This is a genomic window from Pseudoxanthomonas sp. LjRoot127, assembly GCF_964253495.1.
Lineage (GTDB): Bacteria > Pseudomonadota > Gammaproteobacteria > Xanthomonadales > Xanthomonadaceae > Pseudoxanthomonas_A.
Genome location: NZ_CAXUQR020000001.1, coordinates 1,141,452 through 1,160,460, shown reverse-complemented (window position 1 = coordinate 1,160,460; position 19,009 = coordinate 1,141,452). Strand labels below are relative to the sequence as shown.

The window sequence follows — 19,009 nt, the reverse complement described above, 5'->3', positions numbered from 1 at the left end:
CGGAGAGGGAACGTTGCGGACAGCGCGGCAGACGAGCGGCGGCGCGGCACGCCACGACGCCCTCCGCATCGCAACCAGTGGACTTCCAGGCCGGTCTCCGGGCTTGCGAAGGCGTGCGCGATGCACGCTGCCGGGGCGCCTTCCCATGCGTTGGACGCACAGTGGCCGATGCCGAGGCTGTCTTCGCCTACCGTTGCGGGGGCAGCGCCGGAATGCCGCTTGCGCGGGGCACCGGCTTCCCGTTTCAACCCGTGGCAGGAATGCCTGGGTCACCTGAAAGCGCGCGCATTATACGGGAAGCGTCCGCCCGCCACGTAGAGCGGAGCTTGCTCCGCTGCTTTTCGCCAACGGACGGTCTGGCGTCGAGCAAGCTCGACGCTACGACAGGAAGACCCGCGAGGGTTGCTTTCAGGAGGCGCATAGAGCCGAGCGTGCTCCGCTGCTTCTTTGCGTCGCAGGCAGGTGGCGTGCAGGATCCGAGATGACGCGAATTGTCGCGGTCAGTCGTCGCCGCGCGAATCGAACAGGTTCAGCGACGGACCCGCGTCTTCCTCGCGCTCGGTGTGCGTGGTCGTCACCGGGCCGGCGGCGGGACGACCGCGTGGCGGTGGCAGCAGGGCGGCGGCCGCATCGTAGGCCACCAGCAGTTCCGCGCGGCGGTCTTCGGGCAATTGCTGCCAGTGGCAGTCCAGCAGGGCGCCTTCCAGCGCGTAGAGCAGGTTGAGGCTGGGTCGGAAACCCGCACGCTTCACCCGGATGAAGGCTTCCACCGCGCCGACCGACTCCAGGTCCTCCTGCGTGCGCAGGCCGACCTGGCGAAGCCAGGCGGCGGACTTGGGGCCGATGTTGCGCAGCTTGGTGCCTGTCATGTCAGCGAGTCCACGAAAATGGCGGCGATGCGTTCCATGCCCGCCTGGTCGTCGGCATCGAAGCGCGCCAGGCGGGGACTGTCCAGATCGAGCACGCCGACCAGTTCGTCCCCTTTCACCAGCGGTACCACCAGTTCCGAGCGCGATGCGGAATCGCAGGCGATGTGGCCCGGAAAGGCCTCGACATCGTCCACGCGCTGGGTCTGGCGGGTGCGTGCGGCGGCTCCGCAGACCCCCTTGTCCAACGGGATCCGCACGCAGGCTGGTAGTCCCTGAAACGGACCGACCACCAATTCCCGGCCATCGAAGAAATAGAAGCCCGCCCAGTTGAAGTCGGGCAGGGCGTGGTACAGCAGCGCGGCGAGGTTGGCGGCGTTGGCGATCCGGTCCGGTTCGCCGGCCAACAGGGCGCGGGCCTGGTCGGCCAGCTGTGCGTATTGTTCCGGCTTGCTGCCGGTGAGCGTCTGGGAGGCGAATGACATGCCGTCGATTCTACTCCCGGCCTCTCGCGGTGGACCGATATGATGCATTCCATCGGCAACCCTGACGGGGACACGGGTGGGCATGAACGCGGGCGATGATGAAGCCGGGTGGCGCGGCCACGGGGTGACCCGGCTGGAGGCGTTCGTGGATGCGGCCTTCGCGTTCGCGGTGACCCTGCTGGTCATCTCCGTGGACCGCATCCCGGACAGCATCGGAGCGCTGCAGCAGGCGCTGAAGAACGTGCCGGCCTTCGCCGCCAGTTTCGCGATGGTGGCGATGTTCTGGTACGCGCACGTGCGCTGGAGCCGTCGCTACCGCCTCGGCACGGTGCCGGCCACGCTGCTCAGCTTGCTTCTCGTGTTCCTGGTGCTGGTCTACGTGTATCCGCTGCGGCTGCTGCTGGGCACCTTCTTCGCGTGGATCACCGGCGGCTGGCTGCCGATGCCGCTGACCGATGCCAATGGCGCGCGCCCGCTCGCCTTCATGTTCACCTTCTACGGACTCGCGTTCGCGTCGATGTCGGCCTGCATCGGCGGCCTGTACGTGCTGGCCTGGCGTGCACGCACGCGGCTGGGTCTGGATGGCGAGGCCGCCGCGAACGCCGCTGGCGAAATCGCCTCGCATGCGTACTTCGTCGGCGTGGGTCTGCTGTCGGTACTGATCGCCTGCCTGCTGGGCGAGCACGCGCGCTCCTGGCAGGTCGCCATGGCGGGCAGCGTCTACTTCCTCCTGTCGTTCACCGGCATCGTCCACGTGGGGGGGCAGCGCTGGGGCAAACGCCGCTGGCCCGAGCGCGTGGAGGGCTAGGCGAATGGACCGGCTGTTCGTCACCGGTACCGACACGGGCGTGGGCAAGACCGTTGCCAGCGCCGCGTTGTTGCATGCGTTCCGTGCGCGCGGCCGGCGTGCCGTGGGCATGAAGCCGGTCGCCAGCGGCTGCGAGGCCACGCCGGACGGCTGGCGCAACGAGGATGCACTCGCGTTGCAGGCCGCCAGCGATCCCGTGCCGCCCTACGAGGATGTGAACCGCTATGCGCTGCCTGCGCCGCTCGCGCCGGAGATCGCCGCGCGCGACGCCGGCGTGGACGTGCAGCTGGGCGTTCTGGTGTCCGCGTTCGAGCGCCTGCATCCGCTGGCCGACGTGGTGCTTGTCGAAGGCGTCGGTGGTTGGGCCGCACCGCTGACGGGCACGCTGGACCAACGCCACCTGGTACAGGAATTGCGCCTGCCGGTGGTGCTCGTAGTGGGCATGCGCCTGGGCTGCATCAACCATGCACGGCTCAGTGCGCGCGCGATCCAGGACGACGGCGCGCGCCTGGTGGGCTGGATCGCCAACGAAGTCGATCCGGAGATGGCGCGCCGCGACGAAAACTTCGCCCTGCTGTCCGCGCGCATGCCGGTGCCGTGCTGGGGACGCTTGCCGCATGCGCCGCAAATCGACGCCGGCACGCTCAGCCGGCACATCGCGCTTCCTTTCTAGGCGCGGGGCCGAAAAATAAAAAACCCGGCAGCGTGGGGGCTACCGGGTCGGCTGCGCGGAGGGAGGGGACCCGCGCAATAAAGGGTGGACGCGAACGTCCGGGGCGGGTCTTACTTGCCCTTGGCGGCCTTGGTCGCCTTGGCCACGGAGGCCTGGACGTTGTCGGTCGCGGTTTCGAACTGGGTCTTCACCAGCTGGCCGAAGGCTTCACCGGTCTTCAGGCTCAGGCCGAACATTTCCTGGCTGGCGGCGACCATGCGCTCGGCGTTGTCCTTGGCGACCTGCAGGCCCTTCGGCCACAGATTCTTGTAACCGTCCAGGTCGCGGGTCTCGGCGAGCTCGCCGAAGAACGAGGTGGTGGCGTCGATGTTCTTTTCGAACGTCTTCAGCTGCACGCCGAACACGGTCTCGGCGCTTTCCAGCGCCAGGCGGTTGGCGCGCGATGCGGCCGCGGCGAACTGGTGCGTGAACTGGCTGAAGCTTTCGTTGAATTGGGTGTTCATGGCGTGCTCCTGAAAGGGGATTCCCATCTGTTGCGACGCAGCATAGCTGCGTCCATGCTGCAGTGCAATAATAGCCGTATGGAAATCCGACGAACGGTCAGGAGCCGTTAAAAATCAAACGCTTGTAGGGACTGGTATGAAACCGGTTCCACGCCTCAGTCGCCGGTGTAGCGGCTGCCGGAGGTGCAGGTTTCATGCACCACGATGGCGCTCAGTAGCGGAAGCACCGGCTTGGCCTCGCGCCAGATCCATGCCGCCAGCTGTTCGCTGGTCGGATTTTCCAGACCCGGAATGTCGTTGAGGTAATGGTGGTCGAGCCGGTCGTAGATCGGCTTGAAGGCGGCCTTCACGTCGGCGAAGTCCATCACCCAGCCGGCCTGCGGATCGACCGGGCCGGACAGGTGCACTTCGATGCGGAACGAATGGCCGTGCAGGCGCGCGCACTTGTGGCCTTCCGGCACGTGAGGAAGCCGGTGAGCGGCTTCGATGGTGAAGACCTTGAAGATGTCCATGCGGCGTTTCCGGAAACGGGGAAACGCGCGGCACGGATCGTGTGCCGCGCGTCGGGTTCGACTCAGCGGGCGGGACGCGACTGACCCTGGCGGGCACCGCCGTTGCGGCCACCGTCGCGGCGGGGGCCGCTGCTGTGCTTCTTCGGTCCTGCGTGGGCGTGGCGCGGTGCTTCGCTGTGCGGGCGACGCGCATGCTTCTGCGGGCCGTTGCGACGCGGCGTACGCTCGCCGGCCGGCTGTTCGGCCTTGCCCGGTGCGCTGTTGCCCCAGCGGATCGGGGTCTGCGGCTCGAAGCCCGGCACGTCGCGCAGGTCCACATCGCGGCCCAGCATGCGCACGATGGCGCGCAGGTACTTGGCTTCGTCCTGGGCGACGAGCGAAATCGCCTCGCCCGTCGATCCGTTGCGGCCGGTGCGGCCGATGCGGTGCACGTAGTCCTCGGCCACCATCGGCAGGTCGAAGTTGATCACCTGCGGCAGCTGGTCGATGTCGATGCCGCGCGCCGCGATATCGGTGGCGACCAGCACGTTGATGCGGCCGGCCTTGAAGTCGCTGAGCGCGCGCTGGCGGGCGCCCTGCGACTTGTTGCCGTGGATCGCCGCCGTCTTGATGCCGCTCTTGTCCAGGAACATCGCCAGCTTGTCGCTGCCGTGCTTGGTGCGGGCGAACACCAGCGTCTGCAGCCGGCTATCCTTGGCCAGCAGGTGCAGCAGCAGGTCGCGCTTGCGGCTGCCATCGACGGGATGCACGCGGTGGGTGATGGTCTCGGCCACCGTGTTCTTCGGCGTGACCTGGATCTGCTTCGGGTCGTGCATGAACTCCAGCGCCAGTTCGCGGATCGGCTCGGCGAAGGTGGCGGAGAACAGCATGGTCTGGCGGTTCTGCTTGGGCAGCTTGGCCAGGATGCGCTTGATCGACGGCAGGAAGCCCATGTCGAGCATGCGGTCGGCTTCATCCAGTACCAGCACCTCGATGCCCGACAGATCCACGCTGCGGCGCTCGAGGTGGTCGATCAGGCGGCCCGGGCAGGCGATCACGAGATCCACGCCACGGCGCAGCGCGTCGAGCTGGTTGCCCATGCCGACGCCACCGTAGATCGTGGTGCTGGGAATGCGCAGGTACTTGCCGTAGCCACGCAGGCTGTCGTGCACCTGCACGGCGAGCTCGCGGGTGGGGGTCAGCACGAGGGCGCGCGGCTTGCGCGGGCCGCGGGCGGCGACTTCCTGCGGGGTGGTGGCGAGGTACTGGATCAGCGGCAGGCCGAACGCAGCGGTCTTGCCGGTGCCGGTCTGGGCGCCGGCCAGCAGGTCATGGCCAGCCAGGGCCAGCGGGATGGCCTGTTCCTGGATAGGCGTGGGCTGGGTGTAGCCCTGTTCGTCGAGGGCGCGCAGCAGGGCGGGCGCAAGGCCCAGGTGTTCAAACGTCATTGTCGAAGCTCCAAAGCCGGCCGGCCGGACACGCACGCCACGCCGGCACAGCGATGTGCGGCAGCGAAAGACGCGCGGAATGCGGCAAGACCGTGACTCGAAGCGTTCCCTGAAACCGCGCTGCGAGAAGGGGTGCGGAGGCGCCAAAAACGGCGGATCCGAGCTTGCGCAACGAAAGAAGTCGGAGCGGGGCGGGCGCGGGAACTCGCGGGGAATTCCCTGCGCCGGCGGACCATCGGGGAAACGAACGGCCGCAGGCAAGCGGCGCGCACTGTACCCGAATCCGGGGCTGAATGGGGGAACGGAGGCTGAAACCCGCGTCTGCGACCGATTGTCGCACGGCCGGAAACCTTGATTTGTCAGGCGTATCATCCCCCGGGAAGACCGAGAAGCCGCCGCCATGAGCCTTCGCATCCTGCGCCAGAACGACACCCCGGTGGCCAGTCCGCCCGCCGAAGGCGTCGTGTGCCAGGCAGCCCGGGGCTGCAGCGGGTGCCTGGTGCGGCACCTGGCCGTCTGCGCGGCCCTGCCGGTGTCCAAGGCGCATGCGATGGAGGCGCTGGCCGATGATGCGCGGCTGAAGGCGGGCGAAGCGCTGGTGCGCGAAGGCGAACCGCGGCGCGGCGTGTTCACCGTGACCAAGGGCGCGCTGCGCCGCATCCGGCTGCTGCCGGATGGTCGCCGGCTGGTGGCCGGCTTCCTGATGCCGGGCGATTTCATCGGCTTCTCCGGTACCTCGCACTACAAGCACACGATCGAGGCCATCACCGACAGCACGTTGTGCGAGTTCTCGATGGCCGACATGCGCAGCCTGTGCCACGACCATCCGGAGCTCGAGCGCGAACTGCTGGAGCGCGCCTGCCTGGAACTCGATGCCACGCGCGGCAACCTGATGGCCCTCGCCCGGCTCAATCCGATGGAGCGGCTGGCGGGCTTCCTCGTCGACATGGCGCAGCGCCGCCGGCGGCAGGGCCAGGACGACAGCGAAGTGATCCTGCCGATGACGCGCACGGACATCGCCGACTACCTGGGCCTGACCGTGGAGACCGTCAGCCGCAGCTTCACCCGCCTGCGCCAGGAAGGCAGCATCGCCACCGACGATCCGCACCACGTGCGGCTGCTCAAGCGTGAGCGCCTGGACGCGTTGGCCGAAGCGCGGGCCTGAGGGGTTCGGGATGTGAAGGGGCGCTGGTTGTGGGAGCGACGTAAGTCGCGAAGGCGCACCGGGAAAGCCCTATCGCGACTTACGTCGCTGCCACATCCGACGGCATGGGCTGTTCCCGTACCAGTCTCCCATTCCGCAACCGGTAGCGCGTATCCACCACGCCGTCCGGCAGCGTCGCATGGCTGATGATCAGTACGCTGCGGCCTGCGCAGGCTGCGGCGACGTCGCGCATCAGCGCATCGGCCGTGTCCTGGTCGAGGCCCTCGGTGGGTTCGTCGAGCAGCAGCAGGGGGGCGTCGCGCAGCAGGGCACGCGCCAGGGCCAGTCGGCGCGATTGGCCAGCCGAGAGCGTGGCGCCGTTCTCGCCCACCCAGGTGGCCAGGCCGGACTCGCGGAAGCGGGTGTCCAGCTTCACCTGTCCAAGCACCTGCCATAGCCGCTCATCATCGGCATCGGGATCGCCAAGGCGCAGGTTCTCGCGCACGCTGCCGGAGAACACCGGGGCATCCTGCGGCAGCCAGGCGATGCGCGCGTGCCAGTGCGCCGCGTCCAGCGACGCCACCTCGTCGCCGGCGAACAACACGCTCCCCGCCTGCGGTGCCTGCAATCCGAGTACGAGCGCCAGCAGCGAGGATTTGCCTTCTCCGCTGTCGCCCGTCACCAGCACGCGTTCGCCGGGCGCGACATGCAGTTGCGCGCCGTCGAGCAAGCGTCGCGTCGAGCCCGGCCAGGCGAATGACACGTCGTCCAACTGCAGCGCACCGCATGCGGCCGGGGTTCGCGCGCCGGTGGTCACGCGGCCCGTCGCGGTCGGATCGTCCACCACGTGCTGAAGCCGCTGCGCGGCGACCGCGGCCGCACGCCAGGCCTGCCACGCCGGTGCGATCGCCGTGCAGGCTTCCAGTACGGCGACCGTCATGAAGAACAGGCCACCGGCTGCCGCGGCACCGATGCGTCCCGCGTGCACGGCCGACAACAGCACCCAGAGCATCGTCGGCAGCGTCAATGCGGTCGCCACGCCATGTGCCAGCGTCGCCAGCGCCAGCCGCTGCTTGCGCCGGAGTTCCCAGCGGGCGACGTCACGGCTGCGCGTATCCAGTGCTGCAAGCCATGCCATGGTGGCGTCCATCGCCGCCAGGTCCTGCTGGCCCTCGGTGCCTTCCTTCACGGCTGCGCGCAGGCGCATGCGCGCAGCCGCGCGTTGGTCTTCGAGTGCGGCCGCGCTGCGCACGGACAGCCAGGGCGCCAGCGCGGCGATCGATGCCAGCGCCGTCGCCAGCACCAGCCCTGCAGCCGGCAGGGCGGCGGTGGCCACCCCGGTTGCGATCAGGCACAGCGAGAGCACCGCGAGCAACGGGCCGACCGCCCGGACGAGCAGGCCGTCGACCGCATCGATATCTGCCATGAGCCGCGCCATCAGTTCGCCGATCCGATAGCGTCCGAGGCCCAGCGGCGCCAGCGGCAAGGCGCGGGCGAAGAACCAGCCGCGCAGGTCGCGCGCGATCCGCAGCGTCACATCGTGGCCCAGCAGTTTTTCGCCATAGCGCGACAGGATGCGCACGAAGGTCAGCGCTCGGATGCCGGCCGACGGCCCGAAGAAGTTGAAGCCGATCGCGGCGCTTCCGGCCAGCGCGGCTGCCGTGAGGAAATGCCCGGACAGCCCGAGCAGTGCGGTGCCTGCCAGCAGTGTCAGCAGCAGCAAGCCGATGGACAGGGCGATGCGCGGTCGGTGCGCCACCAGCACGCTGCGCAGCGTGTCCGCGTCCTTCTCCGGGCGTGCGGTCATGGTGTTCCCTCCTCCACCTGCAAGCGCCTGCCGCGGACATGCCATCTCCCGGTCATCGCGGCCTGGGCCGCCGCGCTGTGGGTGGCCATCACCACCGCGCGTCCGCGTGCGAACTGCGTGATCGCGCGCAGCACGCGGGCTTCGGTATCGGGATCAAGGAAGGCGGTGGGTTCGTCGAGCAGCAGCAGGTCGGGATCGTGCAGGAACACGCGCGCCAGGGCGACGCGCCTTGCCTCGCCGCCGGACAGCCCGAAGCCGCGTTCGCCGATCACCGTGTCCAGCCCGTCCGGCAGTCGTGCCGCGAAGCGCATGACCTGCGCCGCGCCGGCCGCCCGCTCCAGGTCGGCATCGCTGGCGTCCGGTCGCGCCATGCGCAGGTTGTCGCGCAGCGTGCCGGCGAACAGGAACGGACGTTGCGGTGCATAGCCGATGCGCAGGCCGGACGCACGCTGCAGGGTGCCCGCGTGCGCGGGAAGCCAGCCAGCCAAGGCTTCCAGCAGCGTGCTCTTGCCGTCACCGCTGGCGCCTGTCAGCGCGATGTGCTGGTCGCGCTGCAGGTGCAGCGTGATGTCGTGCAGCGCATCGTGCGTGGCGGCGGGATGGCGCAGTGCGGCGCCGTGCGCGCTGACCAGCAATCCGGGACGTGCTGGCACCGCTCCGCAAGTAGCGTGCAACGTTGGGCGTGCAGGGTCGTCCAGCAGCAGCGCGAGCTCATCCATCGCCGCCAGGGCGGCCGCACGGTCGTGGTAGTGCGTGGCCAGCCGCCGCAGCGGCGCGTAGAACTCCGGTGCCAGCAGCAGGCAGAACACCCCCACGCCCAGGCTCAGGGACGTATCGCGCAGGTCGAGCATGCCGAGGTAGGTCAGGCCCAGGTACAGCGCGATCATCGCCACGCTGAGCGAGGCGAAGAACTCCAGCACCGCCGACGAGAGGAAGGCGATGCGGAGTACGCGCAGGCTGCGCACGCGCAGTTCCTCGGCCGCGGCGCGGATGCCCGTGAGCTCGGTTTCTCCGCGCCCGTACAGGCGGATCAGTCCCAGCCCGCGCAGCCGATCTGCGAAATGCCCGCCCATCCGAGTGAGCGCCTGCAGCTGGCGCTGGCTCGCCGCCTGCGCGCCCCAGCCGACCAGCATCATGAAGACGGGCACCAACGGCATCGTCAGCAGCAACACCAGGCCAACGGCGCGGTCGACCACGAACACCGCCAGCAGGATCGCAAGTGGCACGGCCACAACCTCGGCGCGCAGCGGCACGAAACCGCCGAAGTACCCCTCCAGCGCATCGACGTGCGTGCCCATGCGTTCGGCCAGCGCGCCGCTCTGCTGCGAGCGCACCCACACCGGTCCGCGGGCGACCAGTCCGCGCGCGACGCGGGCGCGCAGGTCCACGCGGATGCGCTCGACGGCGTGGTCGGCCAGCCGCCGGCTGGTCCACCCCAGACCTGCGCGCAGCAGGAGTGTCGCCAACAGCGCGGCCAGCGGGGCCAGCAGCGTGACCGGAGCGGCGCCGTCCACGAGCGCGCGCTGCAGGCAAAGCGCGATCAGGGCGGCCTGCGGCAGCACGAGTACGCCGCCGGTGACGCCGCAGGCAGAAGCGGCGCGCAACGGGGTACGGGCGATCCCGCCGAGCGACGCCAGGCGTGCTTTTGCCGTCGCGCCCGCGGGCGCGTCCTTCATCCGTGCGCTCACGCCGGTAGTGGCTGGCAGCCAAGCGCGGCGAGCACGCCGTGCAGCGCGGGATGCCGCATCAGCCACGGCGAGGCGATCGTCAGCAGGCCGGCGAAAAGCACGAACGCGGCCGCCGCGCGCCGCACCGACGTGCGCTGCCAGTGGCGACCGAGGCGCGCGCCGGACCACGTCAGTGCGACCATCATCGGCAGCGTACCCAGCCCGAACAGCGCCATCGTCAGCGCGGCGTCGCGCGCGTTCGCCTGCAGCCAGGCCACTGTCAGCAGGCTGAGGCTCAGTCCGCACGGCAGCCAGCCCCACAGCGCACCCGCGGCGAGACGGCGCGGCAGCGTGTCCGCCGGCAGTACGCGCGCATGCAGCGGACGGAGCGCCTGCCACACCCTCGCACCCGGGCGCGCGAGGACATCCAGGCGACCGCGCCGGTCGAGCAGGCGCAGCGCCAGCACCACCAGCGCCAGTCCCACGCCGACGCGCATGGCGAGCACGGCGGTGTCGTGGCGCGCCAGCGACAGCAGGCCGCTGCCGAAAGCGCCGACCAGCGCACCGGCCAGCGTGTAGCCGCCGACGCGTCCGAGGTTGAGCTGCAATGCGCTGCGCCAGCCGGCGCGGGACGACGCCGCCGAAAAGCCGGTGGCGATGCCGCCGCACATGACCGCGCAGTGCGTGCTGCCCACCAGGCCCGCCAGCAGCGCGGCGAGCAGGACGGGAATGTCAGGGGCCATCGTCGCCTTCGCGGCGCGGTGGGGCGACAGGCGGGCGCGGCTGCGCCGGTCCGTCGTCGAGGATGTCGAGCGCGGGCGTGTCGAGATCGTCGAACTGTCCCTTGCGCACCGCCCAGGCGAATGCGGCGATCGCCAGGCCCAGCAGGACCAGGCTGATCGGCAACAGCATCAGCAGGATGTTCATGCCGCCGTCTCCGTGGAGGTGCGCGCCAGTCGCAACGCATTGAGGGTCACCGCCAGCGAGGATACCGCCATGCCGAGCGCGGCGATCCAGGGCGTCACCATGCCGGCCGCCGCCAACGGCACGGCGAGCAGGTTGTATCCGGCGGACCAGGCCAGGTTCTGCTTCACCAGGCGCCGCGACAGGCGCGCGATGCGCACGGCGTCGGCAATGCGCAGCAGCGACGGACCGGTGGCGACCAGGTCCGCGGCCTGCTGCGCCAGCGGTGCGCCTTCGCCCATCGCGATCGACACGTCGGCCCCGGCGAGCACGGGCGCATCGTTCAGGCCGTCGCCGACCATCGCGACGATGCGGCCCTCCGCCTGCAGCTGCCGCACGCGTGCCAGCTTGTCTTCCGGCGACTGGCGCGACTGCACCGAATCGATGCCGAGCGTGCGCGCCAGTCGCTGGACCGCATCGTCGCCGTCGCCGCTGGCGAGGTGGATGCGCATACCCTGCGCACGCAGGACCGCGATGGCGGCGGCCGCATCGTCGCGGGGCGTCTCCTGGAGGGTGAAACGGGCCACGCCGTGCTGGCCGTCGCCCAGCCACAGCGCACCGTCGTCGTTGCGCGCCGCGGCCCAGTCGGCGCGCCCGACGCGCCACCGGCGTCCCTCGACATCGCCCTCCACGCCCAGGCCGGCGTACGTCACGACGGACGCGGCCAGGTGGCGCACGTCGATGTCGGCGAAGGCGCTGGCGATCGGATGTCCGCTGTCCTTCTCCAGCGCCGCAACGACGCGCATGGCCGACGCAGCGTCCAGGTCGGTGTAGGCCTGCACGTCGACGCGCGCCGGGCGCCCGTCGCTGAGCGTGCCGGTCTTGTCGAACACCATGTCGGTGGCGCGCGCCAGCGTATCCAGCGCGTCGGGCCGCGTCGCCAGCACGCCGCAGCGCGCCAGTGCGCCATGCGCGGCCGCGAGCACCGCCGGCACCGACAGCGACAACGCGCACGGGCAGCTGATCACCAGCAGCGCCAGCGTCACTTCGAAGGCGCGTTCGGGCTGATACAGGCGCCAGCCGAAGTAGACCAGGACCGCCAGCGCCAGCAGGCCGACGACGAAGTGGCGGCCGATGCGATCCGCGAGCCGGGCCAGCGGCGGCCGATGTCCCTGCGCGCGATCCACCAGCGCCGCCAGTTGCGACAGGCGCGTCGCAGTGCCCGTGGCGGTGACACGCAGGCGCGCGGGTCGCTCGCGGCAGGTGGTGCCGGCGTAGACGGTCTCGCCGGCCTGACGGCGCACGGGGCGGGATTCGCCGGTCAACAGCGCTTCCTCGAAATCGGCTGCGCCGTCGAGCAGCGTGCCGTCGGCAGGCACGCCTTCGCCGGCCGACACGCAGACCACGTCGGCCACCCGCAGCGCCGATGGCGGAACCGATTCCCGCGTGCCGTCCCCACGCTCGCGGATCGCGAACACCGGTTGCGCCCGCGCCAGCGCATCGACCTGCGCGGTGGCCACGTTGCGCGCGCGTTGTTCCAGCATGCGTGCGGCCAGCAGCAGGAACACGAACATCACCGCTGCGTCGTACCAGACATGGGTGCCGCCACGGATCGTCTCCACCAGGCTGGCGAAGTAGGCCAGCAGGGTGGAACCGGCAATCAGCGTATCCATGCCGACGTGGCGCGCGCGCCATTCGCGCGCCATCCCGGCGAGGAACGGCCAGCCGCTGTAGAACACCACCGGCGTGCTGACCAGAAACGTCAGCCAGCGGAACAGGTCGCGCGTGGGCAGCGGCATGGTCGCGTTGACGTCCAGGTACAACGCTTCGGCCAGCATCATCGCCTGCAGCGAACCGAGGCCGGCCACGCCGAGCCGCAGCAGCCAGCGCCGGCGTTCGGACAGGCGCGCCTGTTCGCGCGCGTCGCCGGTGGCCAGGTAGGGCCGGTAGCCGAGCATCGCCAACCGGTGCAGCAGCGCGGAGAGCCTGGTGCGCGCCGGATCCCAGGTGATGCGGATCCGGCCGGTGACTGCGTTGGCGGTGGTGTCCAGCACGCCGGCCTCGCGGGCGAGTGCGCGATCGATCAGCCAGGCGCAGGCGGCGCAGCGCATGCCGTCGGTGAGCAGCACGATCTCGCGGCCACCGTCGACGGCGCGGCTGTGTTCGTCCAGCAACTCGCTGCGGTCCCAGCTCTCCAGGTCCAGCCGGTCGGCCTGCACGCGGTTGGCGTTCGCGCTGCGCAGGCGATAGTAACTGCCGAGATCCGCGTCCTGGATCCAGGCCGCTGCGGCGGCGCATCCGCCGCAGCAGAAGGCGTGGTCGCCCGCCGTGACCGGATGCCCGCTGGCGACCGGTTCGCCGCAGTGATGGCAGGACACCACGGGCGCGTCCATGACAGGGCTCAGCCGCCTCCGAGCGACGGTGCGAGCCTCGCGGCCTGCGTGTCCTTCTGCAGGCGGCCGCGGATGCGCCAGTGGGAGTTCTCGGGCGCGAGCTGCAGGTTCCAGTCGTGCCGCGTGTCTATCCGCGCCGGCGCCGTCCATCCGCGGGTCGTGCGCGCCAGCGGCAGGCGCAGGTCCTGCGCAGCGTCGGTGGGATGCGTCAGCACCAGCACGAGCGAGGCCTCGCGTGCGAAGTCGCCGGTCACGGCGGTCAGCGCCACGTGGTCCGGGCGGATCTGCACCAGAGCGCTCAGCTTGCGCTGCCGCGCGCGTTCGTCGGGCCCCAGGTCTGTGGTCTGGATTTGCGACACGCGCTGCACGTCGTCGATGACGGGATCGGCCCCGCCCGCGCGCACGGCGGTGATCACCAGCCAGATGCCGGCGACGACGGAGGCGAGCGGCAGGCCCCACACCAGCCACACCATCGGTTCTTTCCAGAACGGGCGCGAAGCGGGGGCGTCGGGTTTCGTGGTCATTGGATCGGTCCGAAGTAGCTGCTGTCCACGGTCTTCTCGGTGCCGGCATCGACGTCGCGGACGGTGAACGTCACGGCATGGCGGCCGCGCAGGCTGGCGGGAGCGGTGGCGGCGACGGGCAGCGACAGGACCTCCTCGGGCTCGGCACGCACCGCCAGCTCGCCGCCGCGCAGGCGGATGCCGGGCGAGGCCGACGACAGCATGACGACATAGCGATGCGATTGCTGGTCCTTGTTGACCAGTTTGAGGGTGTAGCTGTTCTCGACCTGGCCACCGGCGACTTCGCGATACAGCGCGTTGCGGTCGCGCAGGACTTCCGCGATCAGCACGTCGCGGTTGAACACGCCCCAGCCCCACGCCATCACCAGTGCCAGCAGGATGGCGCCATAGACGAAGATGCGCGGCCGCAGCACCTTCGACGGCTTGCCGTCGATGGCATTCTGGGTGGTATAGCGGATCAACCCTTTCGGGTAGCCCATCTTGTCCATCACGTCGTCGCAGGCGTCGATGCACGCACCGCAGGCGATGCACTCGTACTGCAGGCCGTTGCGGATATCGATGCCGGTCGGACACACCTGCACGCAGATCGTGCAGTCGATGCAGTCGCCCAGTTGTTCGGGGACGAACTTCGGCAGCGGCTCGATCACCGCGCCGGCACCGGCGAAGGTGATGGTGCCGTGCGCACCGAGGCGCTGGTCGGCGAGGCTGGGATGCGCGGCGGCGCGCATCACGTAGTCGTAGGCGGTGGTGTTCTGCAGCAGGCCGCGCGCGCGTTCCAGCACGCTGCCCAGGCCGCGCTTGCGCGGGCCGCGCGGTTCGCCGCGCATCGGGTCGTAGGCGATGATCAGGGTGTTGCGATCGAACATCGCGGCCTGGAAGCGCGCGTAGGGGCACATGTACTTGCAGACCTGCTCGCGCAGGAAGCCGGCGAAACCCCACGTGGCCAGCGCGTAGAAGAACACCCAGAAGGTTTCCCAGCCGCCCCAGGCGAACGGCCACAGGCGCGCGCCCAGGTCGGTGATGGGCGTGAAGAATCCGACGAAGGTGAATCCCGTCCACAGCGCGAACACGGCCCACAACACGTGCTTGCCGCCCTTGCGCAACAGCTTGTTCGCGCTCCAGGGCGCCGCATCCAGCTTCATGCGCGCGCTGCGGTCGCCTTCGGTCCAGCGTTCCATCCACAGGAACACTTCCGTCCACACCGTCTGCGGGCACGCGTAGCCGCACCACAGGCGGCCGGCGAGCGCGGTGAAGAAGAACAGCGCCATGGCCGCGATGATCAGCAGGACCGCCAGCAGCAGGAAATCCTGCGGCCAGAACACCAGCCCGAAGACGTAGAACTTGCGCGCGGGCAGGTCGAACAGCACCGCCTGGCGATCGTCCCACTTCAGCCACGGGAACACGTAGTACATGCCCAGCAGCCACCAGACGGCCGCCACGCGCAGGCGGTTGAGCGTGCCCGCCACGTCGCGCGGATACACCTTGCGTTCGCTGACGTAGAACGAGTTGCCCTGCGCATCGACCACATCCAGCGGGATGCGGCGCTTGCTGTCGGAGGCGGGGGAGGGAGGCGAGGCTGGCGTGGACATGGCAGTGTCTGTCTTGGCTGGCATCATGCTCGCGCCGCGCGGGCGCGCGAGGGAGCGACGGTTTGTCGCAGGCAGCGCTTGCTCAGTCCGGCGGCAGCGCGCGGTTGAAGCGACTCGCAGGGCGCAGCAGGATCCAGGTGAACAGACTGCTGGCGGCCGTGGCGAGCCAGAACATGAAGAAACCCAGCGTGTAGCCGAGTTCGCGGCTGATCGCCAGGTCGGGGAAGGTCATGTCGCGCAGCGTCAGCGGGTCGACGAAGGCGAAGAACACCATCGTCGCCACGCCGGCGGCGAAGAAGCTGGGCCAGAGCACCGCCCCGACGCGCTGCGCGAGCGGCCGGGGCGGGTGGTCGAGGCGGGGCTCGGTGAAATCGGTCATTTCGCGCCGGCTGCCGCCTGACCCTCCTTGTGCGAGAGCGACCAGACGTACGAGGCCACGAGACGCGCGCGGGTTTCGCCCAGCAGCTCACGGTGGGCGGGCATCACGCCATGGCGACCCTTGGTGATGGTGGTGCGCATGCTTTCCTTGCTGTTCCCGTACAGCCAGTAGTCGTCGGTCAGGTCGGGCGCGCCCAGTTCCTGGTTGCCCTTGCCGTCCACGCCGTGGCAGGCCACGCAGAGGCCATCGTACAGCGGCTTGCCCTGGGCGGCCATGAAGTTGTTGCTCATGCCTTCCTGCGGGTTGTTCAACACGTTGACGTAGGCGACGACGTAATCGACCGCGTTCTCGCCGCCCATGTTGGTCAGCGCGGTGCCCCATTCCGGCATCACGCCTTCGCGACCGTCCAGCACCGTCTGCAGCACGAGGTCCGGCGTGCCGCCCCAATGCCAGATGTTGTCGGTGAGGTTGGGATAGCCGATGGCGCCCTGGCCCGACGAGCCATGGCAGGTGGCGCAGGTGTTGTTGAAGATCGAGCGGCCCAGTGCCAGCGCCTTCGGATCCTGGGCGAGCTGGTCGATCGACTGTCCGGCGAAAGGCGCGAAGGTCGCTTCCAGCTTCTTGTCCTGCACCGCCTTCACTTCGTCGTGCTCGCCGGTGGACGACCACTTCGCGTAGCCGGGCACCACGCCCAGGCCGCCGTACCAGGCGATGTAGCCGATGCTGAAGACGATGGTGATGTAGAAGAGGTTGATCCACCACTTCGGCAGCGGCTTGTTGTACTCGGTGAGGTCGCCGTCCCACACGTGCGAGGTGTCTTCGGGTGCGGGGTCGCCGGGACGACGGCGTCCGGTCCACCACAGCAGCCACACGCAGCCCAGGATGTTCAGGACGACCAGCGCGACGATGAACCAGATCCAGCCTGCGCTCATGGGTTGTTCTCCCCTTCCTCACCCAGCGGCATGCGTGCCGCATTCTCGAAATCCGCCTTGCGGCGCGGGCTCCACGCCCACGCCCAGCCGGCGATGAACAGCACGATCAGTGCCCCTGTCACGATCCCCGAAACCATGGCTCAGCCTCCCCTCGGCGCGGCCTTGCCCAGCCCTTGCAGGTAGGCGACCACGGCGTCCAGTTCTGTGCGGCCTTCGACATCGGAGGCGGCGTTGTTGATCTCTTCGTCCGTGTACGGGTCGCCGATGCGCTGCAGCGTCTTCATGCGCTGGGCCACCTCGGCGCCGTCGACCTTGGCGTTTTCCAGCCAGGGGAAGGACGGCATGTTCGATTCCGGCACCACGTCGCGCGGGTTCAGCAGGTGCACGCGGTGCCAGTCGTCGGAGTAGCGACCGCCGACGCGGGCCAGGTCCGGTCCGGTGCGCTTGCTGCCCCATTGGAACGGGCGGTCGTAGACCGATTCGCCGGCCAGCGAATAGTGGCCGTAGCGCTCGGATTCGAAACGCAGCGTGCGGACCATCTGCGAGTGGCAGTTGTAGCAGCCCTCGCGGATGTAGATGTCGCGGCCCGCCAGTTGCAGCGCCGGGTAGGGCTTCACGCCTTCCAGCGGTTTGATCGCCTCGGCCTGGAACATCAGCGGGACGATTTCGGCCAGGCCGCCGAAGGACACCGCCACCGCGATCAGCACCGCCATCAGGCCGACGTTCTTCTCGACTTTCTCGTGCGAATTTCCGTTACTCATGTCGTCGGCTCCTCAGGCGCGCGCTTGGCTGGCATCGGGCTGCAGGATCGGCTGCGGCGCGACGGACTTGGCTGCCTGGAAGGTCTTCCAGGTATTCCAGGCCATCAGCAACATGCCGGTGAACACCAGCAGGCCGCCGCCCAGGCGGACCAGGTAGTAGGGGTAGGTGGCGTTCAACGCTTCGACGAAGCTGTAGGTCAGCGTGCCGTCGGCGTTGGTGGCGCGCCACATCAGGCCCTGCATGACGCCGGCGATCCACATCGACGCGATGTAGAACACCACGCCCAGCGTGTGCAGCCAGAAGTGCGTGTCGATGGCCTTGACCGAATGCATCTGCTCGCGGCCCAGCAGCTTGGGCAGCATCGCATAGACCGAGCCGATGGTGATCATCGCCACCCAGCCCAGGGCGCCGGCGTGCACGTGACCGATCGTCCAGTCGGTGTAGTGGCTCAGCGAGTTGACCGTCTTGATCGACATCATCGGACCTTCGAAGGTCGACATCATGTAGAACGACAGCGAGACGATCAGGAACTTCAGGATCGGATCCGTGCGCAGCTTGTGCCACACGCCGGAGAGCGTCAGCACGCCATTGATGGCGCCGCCCCAGCTGGGGGCCAGCAGGATCAGCGAGAACACCATGCCCAGGCTCTGCGCCCAGTCCGGCAGCGCCGTGTAATGCAGGTGGTGCGGGCCGGCCCACATGTAGATGGCGATCAGCGCCCAGAAGTGCACGATCGACAAGCGGTAGGAGTAGACCGGGCGTCCGGCCTGCTTCGGCACGAAGTAGTACATCATCCCGAGGAAGCCGGCGGTCAGGAAGAAGCCCACCGCGTTGTGGCCGTACCACCACTGCACCATCGCGTCGACGGCGCCGCTGTAGATCGGGTAGGAGTGCAGCAGGCCGCTGGGCAGGGCCAGGCTGTTGACGATATGCAGCAGCGCCACGGCGATGATGTAGGCGCCGAAGAACCAGTTCGCCACGTAGATGTGCTTCACCGCGCGCTTGGCGATGGTGCCGAAGAACAGCACGGCATAGGACACCCAGACCACCGCGATCAGCACGTCGATCGGCCAGATCAGCTCGGCGTATTCCTTGCCCTGGGTCAGGCCCAGCGGCAGCGACACCGCCGCGGCCACGATGACCAGCTGCCAGCCCCAGAACACGAACGCCGCCAGCTTGTCCGAGATCAGCCGCACGTGGCTGGTCCGCTGCACCACGTGCAGGCTGGTGGCGAACAGGGCGCAGCCGCCGAACGCGAAGATCACCGCGTTGGTATGCAGCGGACGCAGCCGGCCGTAGCTCAGCCACGGCAGGTCGAAATTCAGCGCCGGCCAATACAGCTGCGCGGCGATCAGCACCCCCACCAGCATCCCCACGATGCCCCAGACCACGGTCATCACCGTGAACTGGCGCACCACCTTGTCGTTATAAGTCCCCTGGACGCCTTGCATGCGGCCTCTCCTATTCTGGTACGGTGGATTTTCGGGTCCGGCCAGCCGGGCCGCATTGATCAGGATCAACCCCCCCCCCCCCCCGCCGGCCGGTGGCCGCGGGGCGCGCAGGATGCCGCAGGGCAGGGCGAAGGGGGGTGCGACAGATGGTCGCCCCCGTCCATGACAGTGGGAGGGCTAGAAT

20 protein-coding genes and 1 riboswitch are annotated in these 19,009 nt (G+C 69.2%); of the genes, 3 read left to right on the top strand and 17 right to left on the bottom strand.

Annotated elements, in window-relative coordinates; all coding sequences use genetic code 11:
* Positions 1–71: 71 nt before the first annotated feature.
* A riboswitch (cobalamin riboswitch) is annotated at positions 72–292 on the bottom strand.
* Positions 293–500: 208 nt separating this feature from the next.
* Positions 501–869 carry a TfoX/Sxy family protein gene (locus ACSQ19_RS05550; RefSeq protein WP_296282172.1) on the bottom strand — a complete coding sequence of 123 codons (369 nt, stop codon included), beginning with the start codon at positions 867–869 and terminating at the stop codon, positions 501–503.
* Positions 866–1,351: a GAF domain-containing protein gene (locus ACSQ19_RS05545; protein ID WP_296282173.1), complete on the bottom strand. Its 486-nt coding sequence runs from the start codon at positions 1,349–1,351 to the stop codon at positions 866–868. The genes ACSQ19_RS05550 and ACSQ19_RS05545 overlap by 4 nt, the downstream gene beginning before the upstream one ends.
* 82 nt (positions 1,352–1,433) lie before the next feature.
* Between ACSQ19_RS05545 and ACSQ19_RS05540 the strand changes: the two genes are divergently transcribed.
* Both ACSQ19_RS05540 and bioD read left to right on the top strand, forming a co-directional pair.
* Positions 1,434–2,159: a TMEM175 family protein gene (locus ACSQ19_RS05540; protein ID WP_299345806.1), complete on the top strand. Its 726-nt coding sequence runs from the start codon at positions 1,434–1,436 to the stop codon at positions 2,157–2,159.
* A 4-nt stretch (positions 2,160–2,163) separates the two neighbouring features.
* Positions 2,164–2,832: a dethiobiotin synthase gene (bioD, locus tag ACSQ19_RS05535; protein ID WP_299345809.1), complete on the top strand. Its 669-nt coding sequence runs from the start codon at positions 2,164–2,166 to the stop codon at positions 2,830–2,832.
* Between the two features lie 110 nt (positions 2,833–2,942).
* Here the strand turns inward: bioD and ACSQ19_RS05530 are convergent, their stop codons facing one another.
* From ACSQ19_RS05530 to ACSQ19_RS05520, 3 genes are all read right to left on the bottom strand, one after another.
* A complete protein-coding gene (locus ACSQ19_RS05530) occupies positions 2,943–3,335 on the bottom strand; it encodes a phasin family protein (protein WP_296282176.1) in 393 nt (130 codons plus the stop codon).
* A gap of 155 nt (positions 3,336–3,490) precedes the next feature.
* Positions 3,491–3,847: a 6-carboxytetrahydropterin synthase QueD gene (gene queD, locus ACSQ19_RS05525; RefSeq protein ID WP_296282177.1), complete on the bottom strand. Its 357-nt coding sequence runs from the start codon at positions 3,845–3,847 to the stop codon at positions 3,491–3,493.
* A 62-nt stretch (positions 3,848–3,909) separates the two neighbouring features.
* A complete protein-coding gene (locus tag ACSQ19_RS05520) occupies positions 3,910–5,274 on the bottom strand; it encodes a DEAD/DEAH box helicase (RefSeq protein WP_296282178.1) in 1,365 nt (454 codons plus the stop codon).
* A gap of 400 nt (positions 5,275–5,674) precedes the next feature.
* Between ACSQ19_RS05520 and ACSQ19_RS05515 the strand changes: the two genes are divergently transcribed.
* Positions 5,675–6,439: a Crp/Fnr family transcriptional regulator gene (locus ACSQ19_RS05515; RefSeq protein WP_296282179.1), complete on the top strand. Its 765-nt coding sequence runs from the start codon at positions 5,675–5,677 to the stop codon at positions 6,437–6,439.
* Between the two features lie 79 nt (positions 6,440–6,518).
* Here the strand turns inward: ACSQ19_RS05515 and cydC are convergent, their stop codons facing one another.
* From cydC to ccoN, 12 genes are all read right to left on the bottom strand, one after another.
* Positions 6,519–8,225 (bottom strand): thiol reductant ABC exporter subunit CydC, encoded by a 1,707-nt coding sequence (gene cydC, locus ACSQ19_RS05510; RefSeq protein WP_436000508.1) that lies wholly within the window; start codon positions 8,223–8,225, stop codon positions 6,519–6,521.
* Positions 8,222–9,901 carry a thiol reductant ABC exporter subunit CydD gene (cydD, locus tag ACSQ19_RS05505; protein ID WP_299345817.1) on the bottom strand — a complete coding sequence of 560 codons (1,680 nt, stop codon included), beginning with the start codon at positions 9,899–9,901 and terminating at the stop codon, positions 8,222–8,224. The genes cydC and cydD overlap by 4 nt, the downstream gene beginning before the upstream one ends.
* A gap of 8 nt (positions 9,902–9,909) precedes the next feature.
* Positions 9,910–10,635, bottom strand: coding sequence for a sulfite exporter TauE/SafE family protein (locus ACSQ19_RS05500; protein WP_299345849.1), 726 nt, complete (start codon positions 10,633–10,635; stop codon positions 9,910–9,912).
* Positions 10,625–10,819: a cbb3-type cytochrome oxidase assembly protein CcoS gene (gene ccoS / locus ACSQ19_RS05495; protein ID WP_299345851.1), complete on the bottom strand. Its 195-nt coding sequence runs from the start codon at positions 10,817–10,819 to the stop codon at positions 10,625–10,627. Before ccoS ends, ACSQ19_RS05500 begins: the two co-directional genes overlap by 11 nt.
* Entirely contained in the window at positions 10,816–13,188 is a 2,373-nt protein-coding gene (locus ACSQ19_RS05490) for a heavy metal translocating P-type ATPase (RefSeq protein ID WP_299345854.1), read from the bottom strand. Before ACSQ19_RS05490 ends, ccoS begins: the two co-directional genes overlap by 4 nt.
* Positions 13,189–13,196: 8 nt before the next feature.
* Positions 13,197–13,712, bottom strand: coding sequence for a FixH family protein (locus ACSQ19_RS05485; protein WP_299345856.1), 516 nt, complete (start codon positions 13,710–13,712; stop codon positions 13,197–13,199).
* On the bottom strand, positions 13,709–15,301 hold the full coding sequence (locus tag ACSQ19_RS05480) for a 4Fe-4S dicluster domain-containing protein (RefSeq protein WP_299345859.1): 1,593 nt from the start codon (positions 15,299–15,301) through the stop codon (positions 13,709–13,711). Before ACSQ19_RS05480 ends, ACSQ19_RS05485 begins: the two co-directional genes overlap by 4 nt.
* An 82-nt stretch (positions 15,302–15,383) precedes the next feature.
* Positions 15,384–15,680 carry a hypothetical protein gene (locus ACSQ19_RS05475; protein ID WP_056880835.1) on the bottom strand — a complete coding sequence of 99 codons (297 nt, stop codon included), beginning with the start codon at positions 15,678–15,680 and terminating at the stop codon, positions 15,384–15,386.
* Positions 15,677–16,612 (bottom strand): cytochrome-c oxidase, cbb3-type subunit III, encoded by a 936-nt coding sequence (gene ccoP / locus ACSQ19_RS05470; protein WP_299345864.1) that lies wholly within the window; start codon positions 16,610–16,612, stop codon positions 15,677–15,679. The genes ACSQ19_RS05475 and ccoP overlap by 4 nt, the downstream gene beginning before the upstream one ends.
* On the bottom strand, positions 16,609–16,749 hold the full coding sequence (locus ACSQ19_RS05465) for a cbb3-type cytochrome oxidase subunit 3 (RefSeq protein ID WP_093489888.1): 141 nt from the start codon (positions 16,747–16,749) through the stop codon (positions 16,609–16,611). Before ACSQ19_RS05465 ends, ccoP begins: the two co-directional genes overlap by 4 nt.
* 3 nt (positions 16,750–16,752) lie before the next feature.
* Entirely contained in the window at positions 16,753–17,373 is a 621-nt protein-coding gene (ccoO, locus tag ACSQ19_RS05460) for a cytochrome-c oxidase, cbb3-type subunit II (protein ID WP_093489889.1), read from the bottom strand.
* A 12-nt stretch (positions 17,374–17,385) separates the two neighbouring features.
* Entirely contained in the window at positions 17,386–18,825 is a 1,440-nt protein-coding gene (ccoN, locus tag ACSQ19_RS05455; RefSeq protein ID WP_299345870.1) for a cytochrome-c oxidase, cbb3-type subunit I, read from the bottom strand.
* Between the last annotated feature and the right edge of the window lie 184 nt (positions 18,826–19,009).

What these genes read in the sequence shown, in the direction of transcription:
- ACSQ19_RS05550 (WP_296282172.1), bottom strand. Translation starts at nt 869, where the DNA reads ATGACAGGCACCAAGCTGCGCAACATCGGCCCCAAGTCCGCCGCCTGG.
- ACSQ19_RS05545 (WP_296282173.1), bottom strand. Translation starts at nt 1,351, where the DNA reads ATGTCATTCGCCTCCCAGACGCTCACCGGCAGCAAGCCGGAACAATAC.
- ACSQ19_RS05540 (WP_299345806.1), top strand. Translation starts at nt 1,434, where the DNA reads ATGAACGCGGGCGATGATGAAGCCGGGTGGCGCGGCCACGGGGTGACC.
- bioD (WP_299345809.1), top strand. Translation starts at nt 2,164, where the DNA reads ATGGACCGGCTGTTCGTCACCGGTACCGACACGGGCGTGGGCAAGACC.
- ACSQ19_RS05530 (WP_296282176.1), bottom strand. Translation starts at nt 3,335, where the DNA reads ATGAACACCCAATTCAACGAAAGCTTCAGCCAGTTCACGCACCAGTTC.
- queD (WP_296282177.1), bottom strand. Translation starts at nt 3,847, where the DNA reads ATGGACATCTTCAAGGTCTTCACCATCGAAGCCGCTCACCGGCTTCCT.
- ACSQ19_RS05520 (WP_296282178.1), bottom strand. Translation starts at nt 5,274, where the DNA reads ATGACGTTTGAACACCTGGGCCTTGCGCCCGCCCTGCTGCGCGCCCTC.
- ACSQ19_RS05515 (WP_296282179.1), top strand. Translation starts at nt 5,675, where the DNA reads ATGAGCCTTCGCATCCTGCGCCAGAACGACACCCCGGTGGCCAGTCCG.
- cydC (WP_436000508.1), bottom strand. Translation starts at nt 8,225, where the DNA reads ATGACCGCACGCCCGGAGAAGGACGCGGACACGCTGCGCAGCGTGCTG.
- cydD (WP_299345817.1), bottom strand. Translation starts at nt 9,901, where the DNA reads ATGAAGGACGCGCCCGCGGGCGCGACGGCAAAAGCACGCCTGGCGTCG.
- ACSQ19_RS05500 (WP_299345849.1), bottom strand. Translation starts at nt 10,635, where the DNA reads ATGGCCCCTGACATTCCCGTCCTGCTCGCCGCGCTGCTGGCGGGCCTG.
- ccoS (WP_299345851.1), bottom strand. Translation starts at nt 10,819, where the DNA reads ATGAACATCCTGCTGATGCTGTTGCCGATCAGCCTGGTCCTGCTGGGC.
- ACSQ19_RS05490 (WP_299345854.1), bottom strand. Translation starts at nt 13,188, where the DNA reads ATGGACGCGCCCGTGGTGTCCTGCCATCACTGCGGCGAACCGGTCGCC.
- ACSQ19_RS05485 (WP_299345856.1), bottom strand. Translation starts at nt 13,712, where the DNA reads ATGACCACGAAACCCGACGCCCCCGCTTCGCGCCCGTTCTGGAAAGAA.
- ACSQ19_RS05480 (WP_299345859.1), bottom strand. Translation starts at nt 15,301, where the DNA reads ATGTCCACGCCAGCCTCGCCTCCCTCCCCCGCCTCCGACAGCAAGCGC.
- ACSQ19_RS05475 (WP_056880835.1), bottom strand. Translation starts at nt 15,680, where the DNA reads ATGACCGATTTCACCGAGCCCCGCCTCGACCACCCGCCCCGGCCGCTC.
- ccoP (WP_299345864.1), bottom strand. Translation starts at nt 16,612, where the DNA reads ATGAGCGCAGGCTGGATCTGGTTCATCGTCGCGCTGGTCGTCCTGAAC.
- ACSQ19_RS05465 (WP_093489888.1), bottom strand. Translation starts at nt 16,749, where the DNA reads ATGGTTTCGGGGATCGTGACAGGGGCACTGATCGTGCTGTTCATCGCC.
- ccoO (WP_093489889.1), bottom strand. Translation starts at nt 17,373, where the DNA reads ATGAGTAACGGAAATTCGCACGAGAAAGTCGAGAAGAACGTCGGCCTG.
- ccoN (WP_299345870.1), bottom strand. Translation starts at nt 18,825, where the DNA reads ATGCAAGGCGTCCAGGGGACTTATAACGACAAGGTGGTGCGCCAGTTC.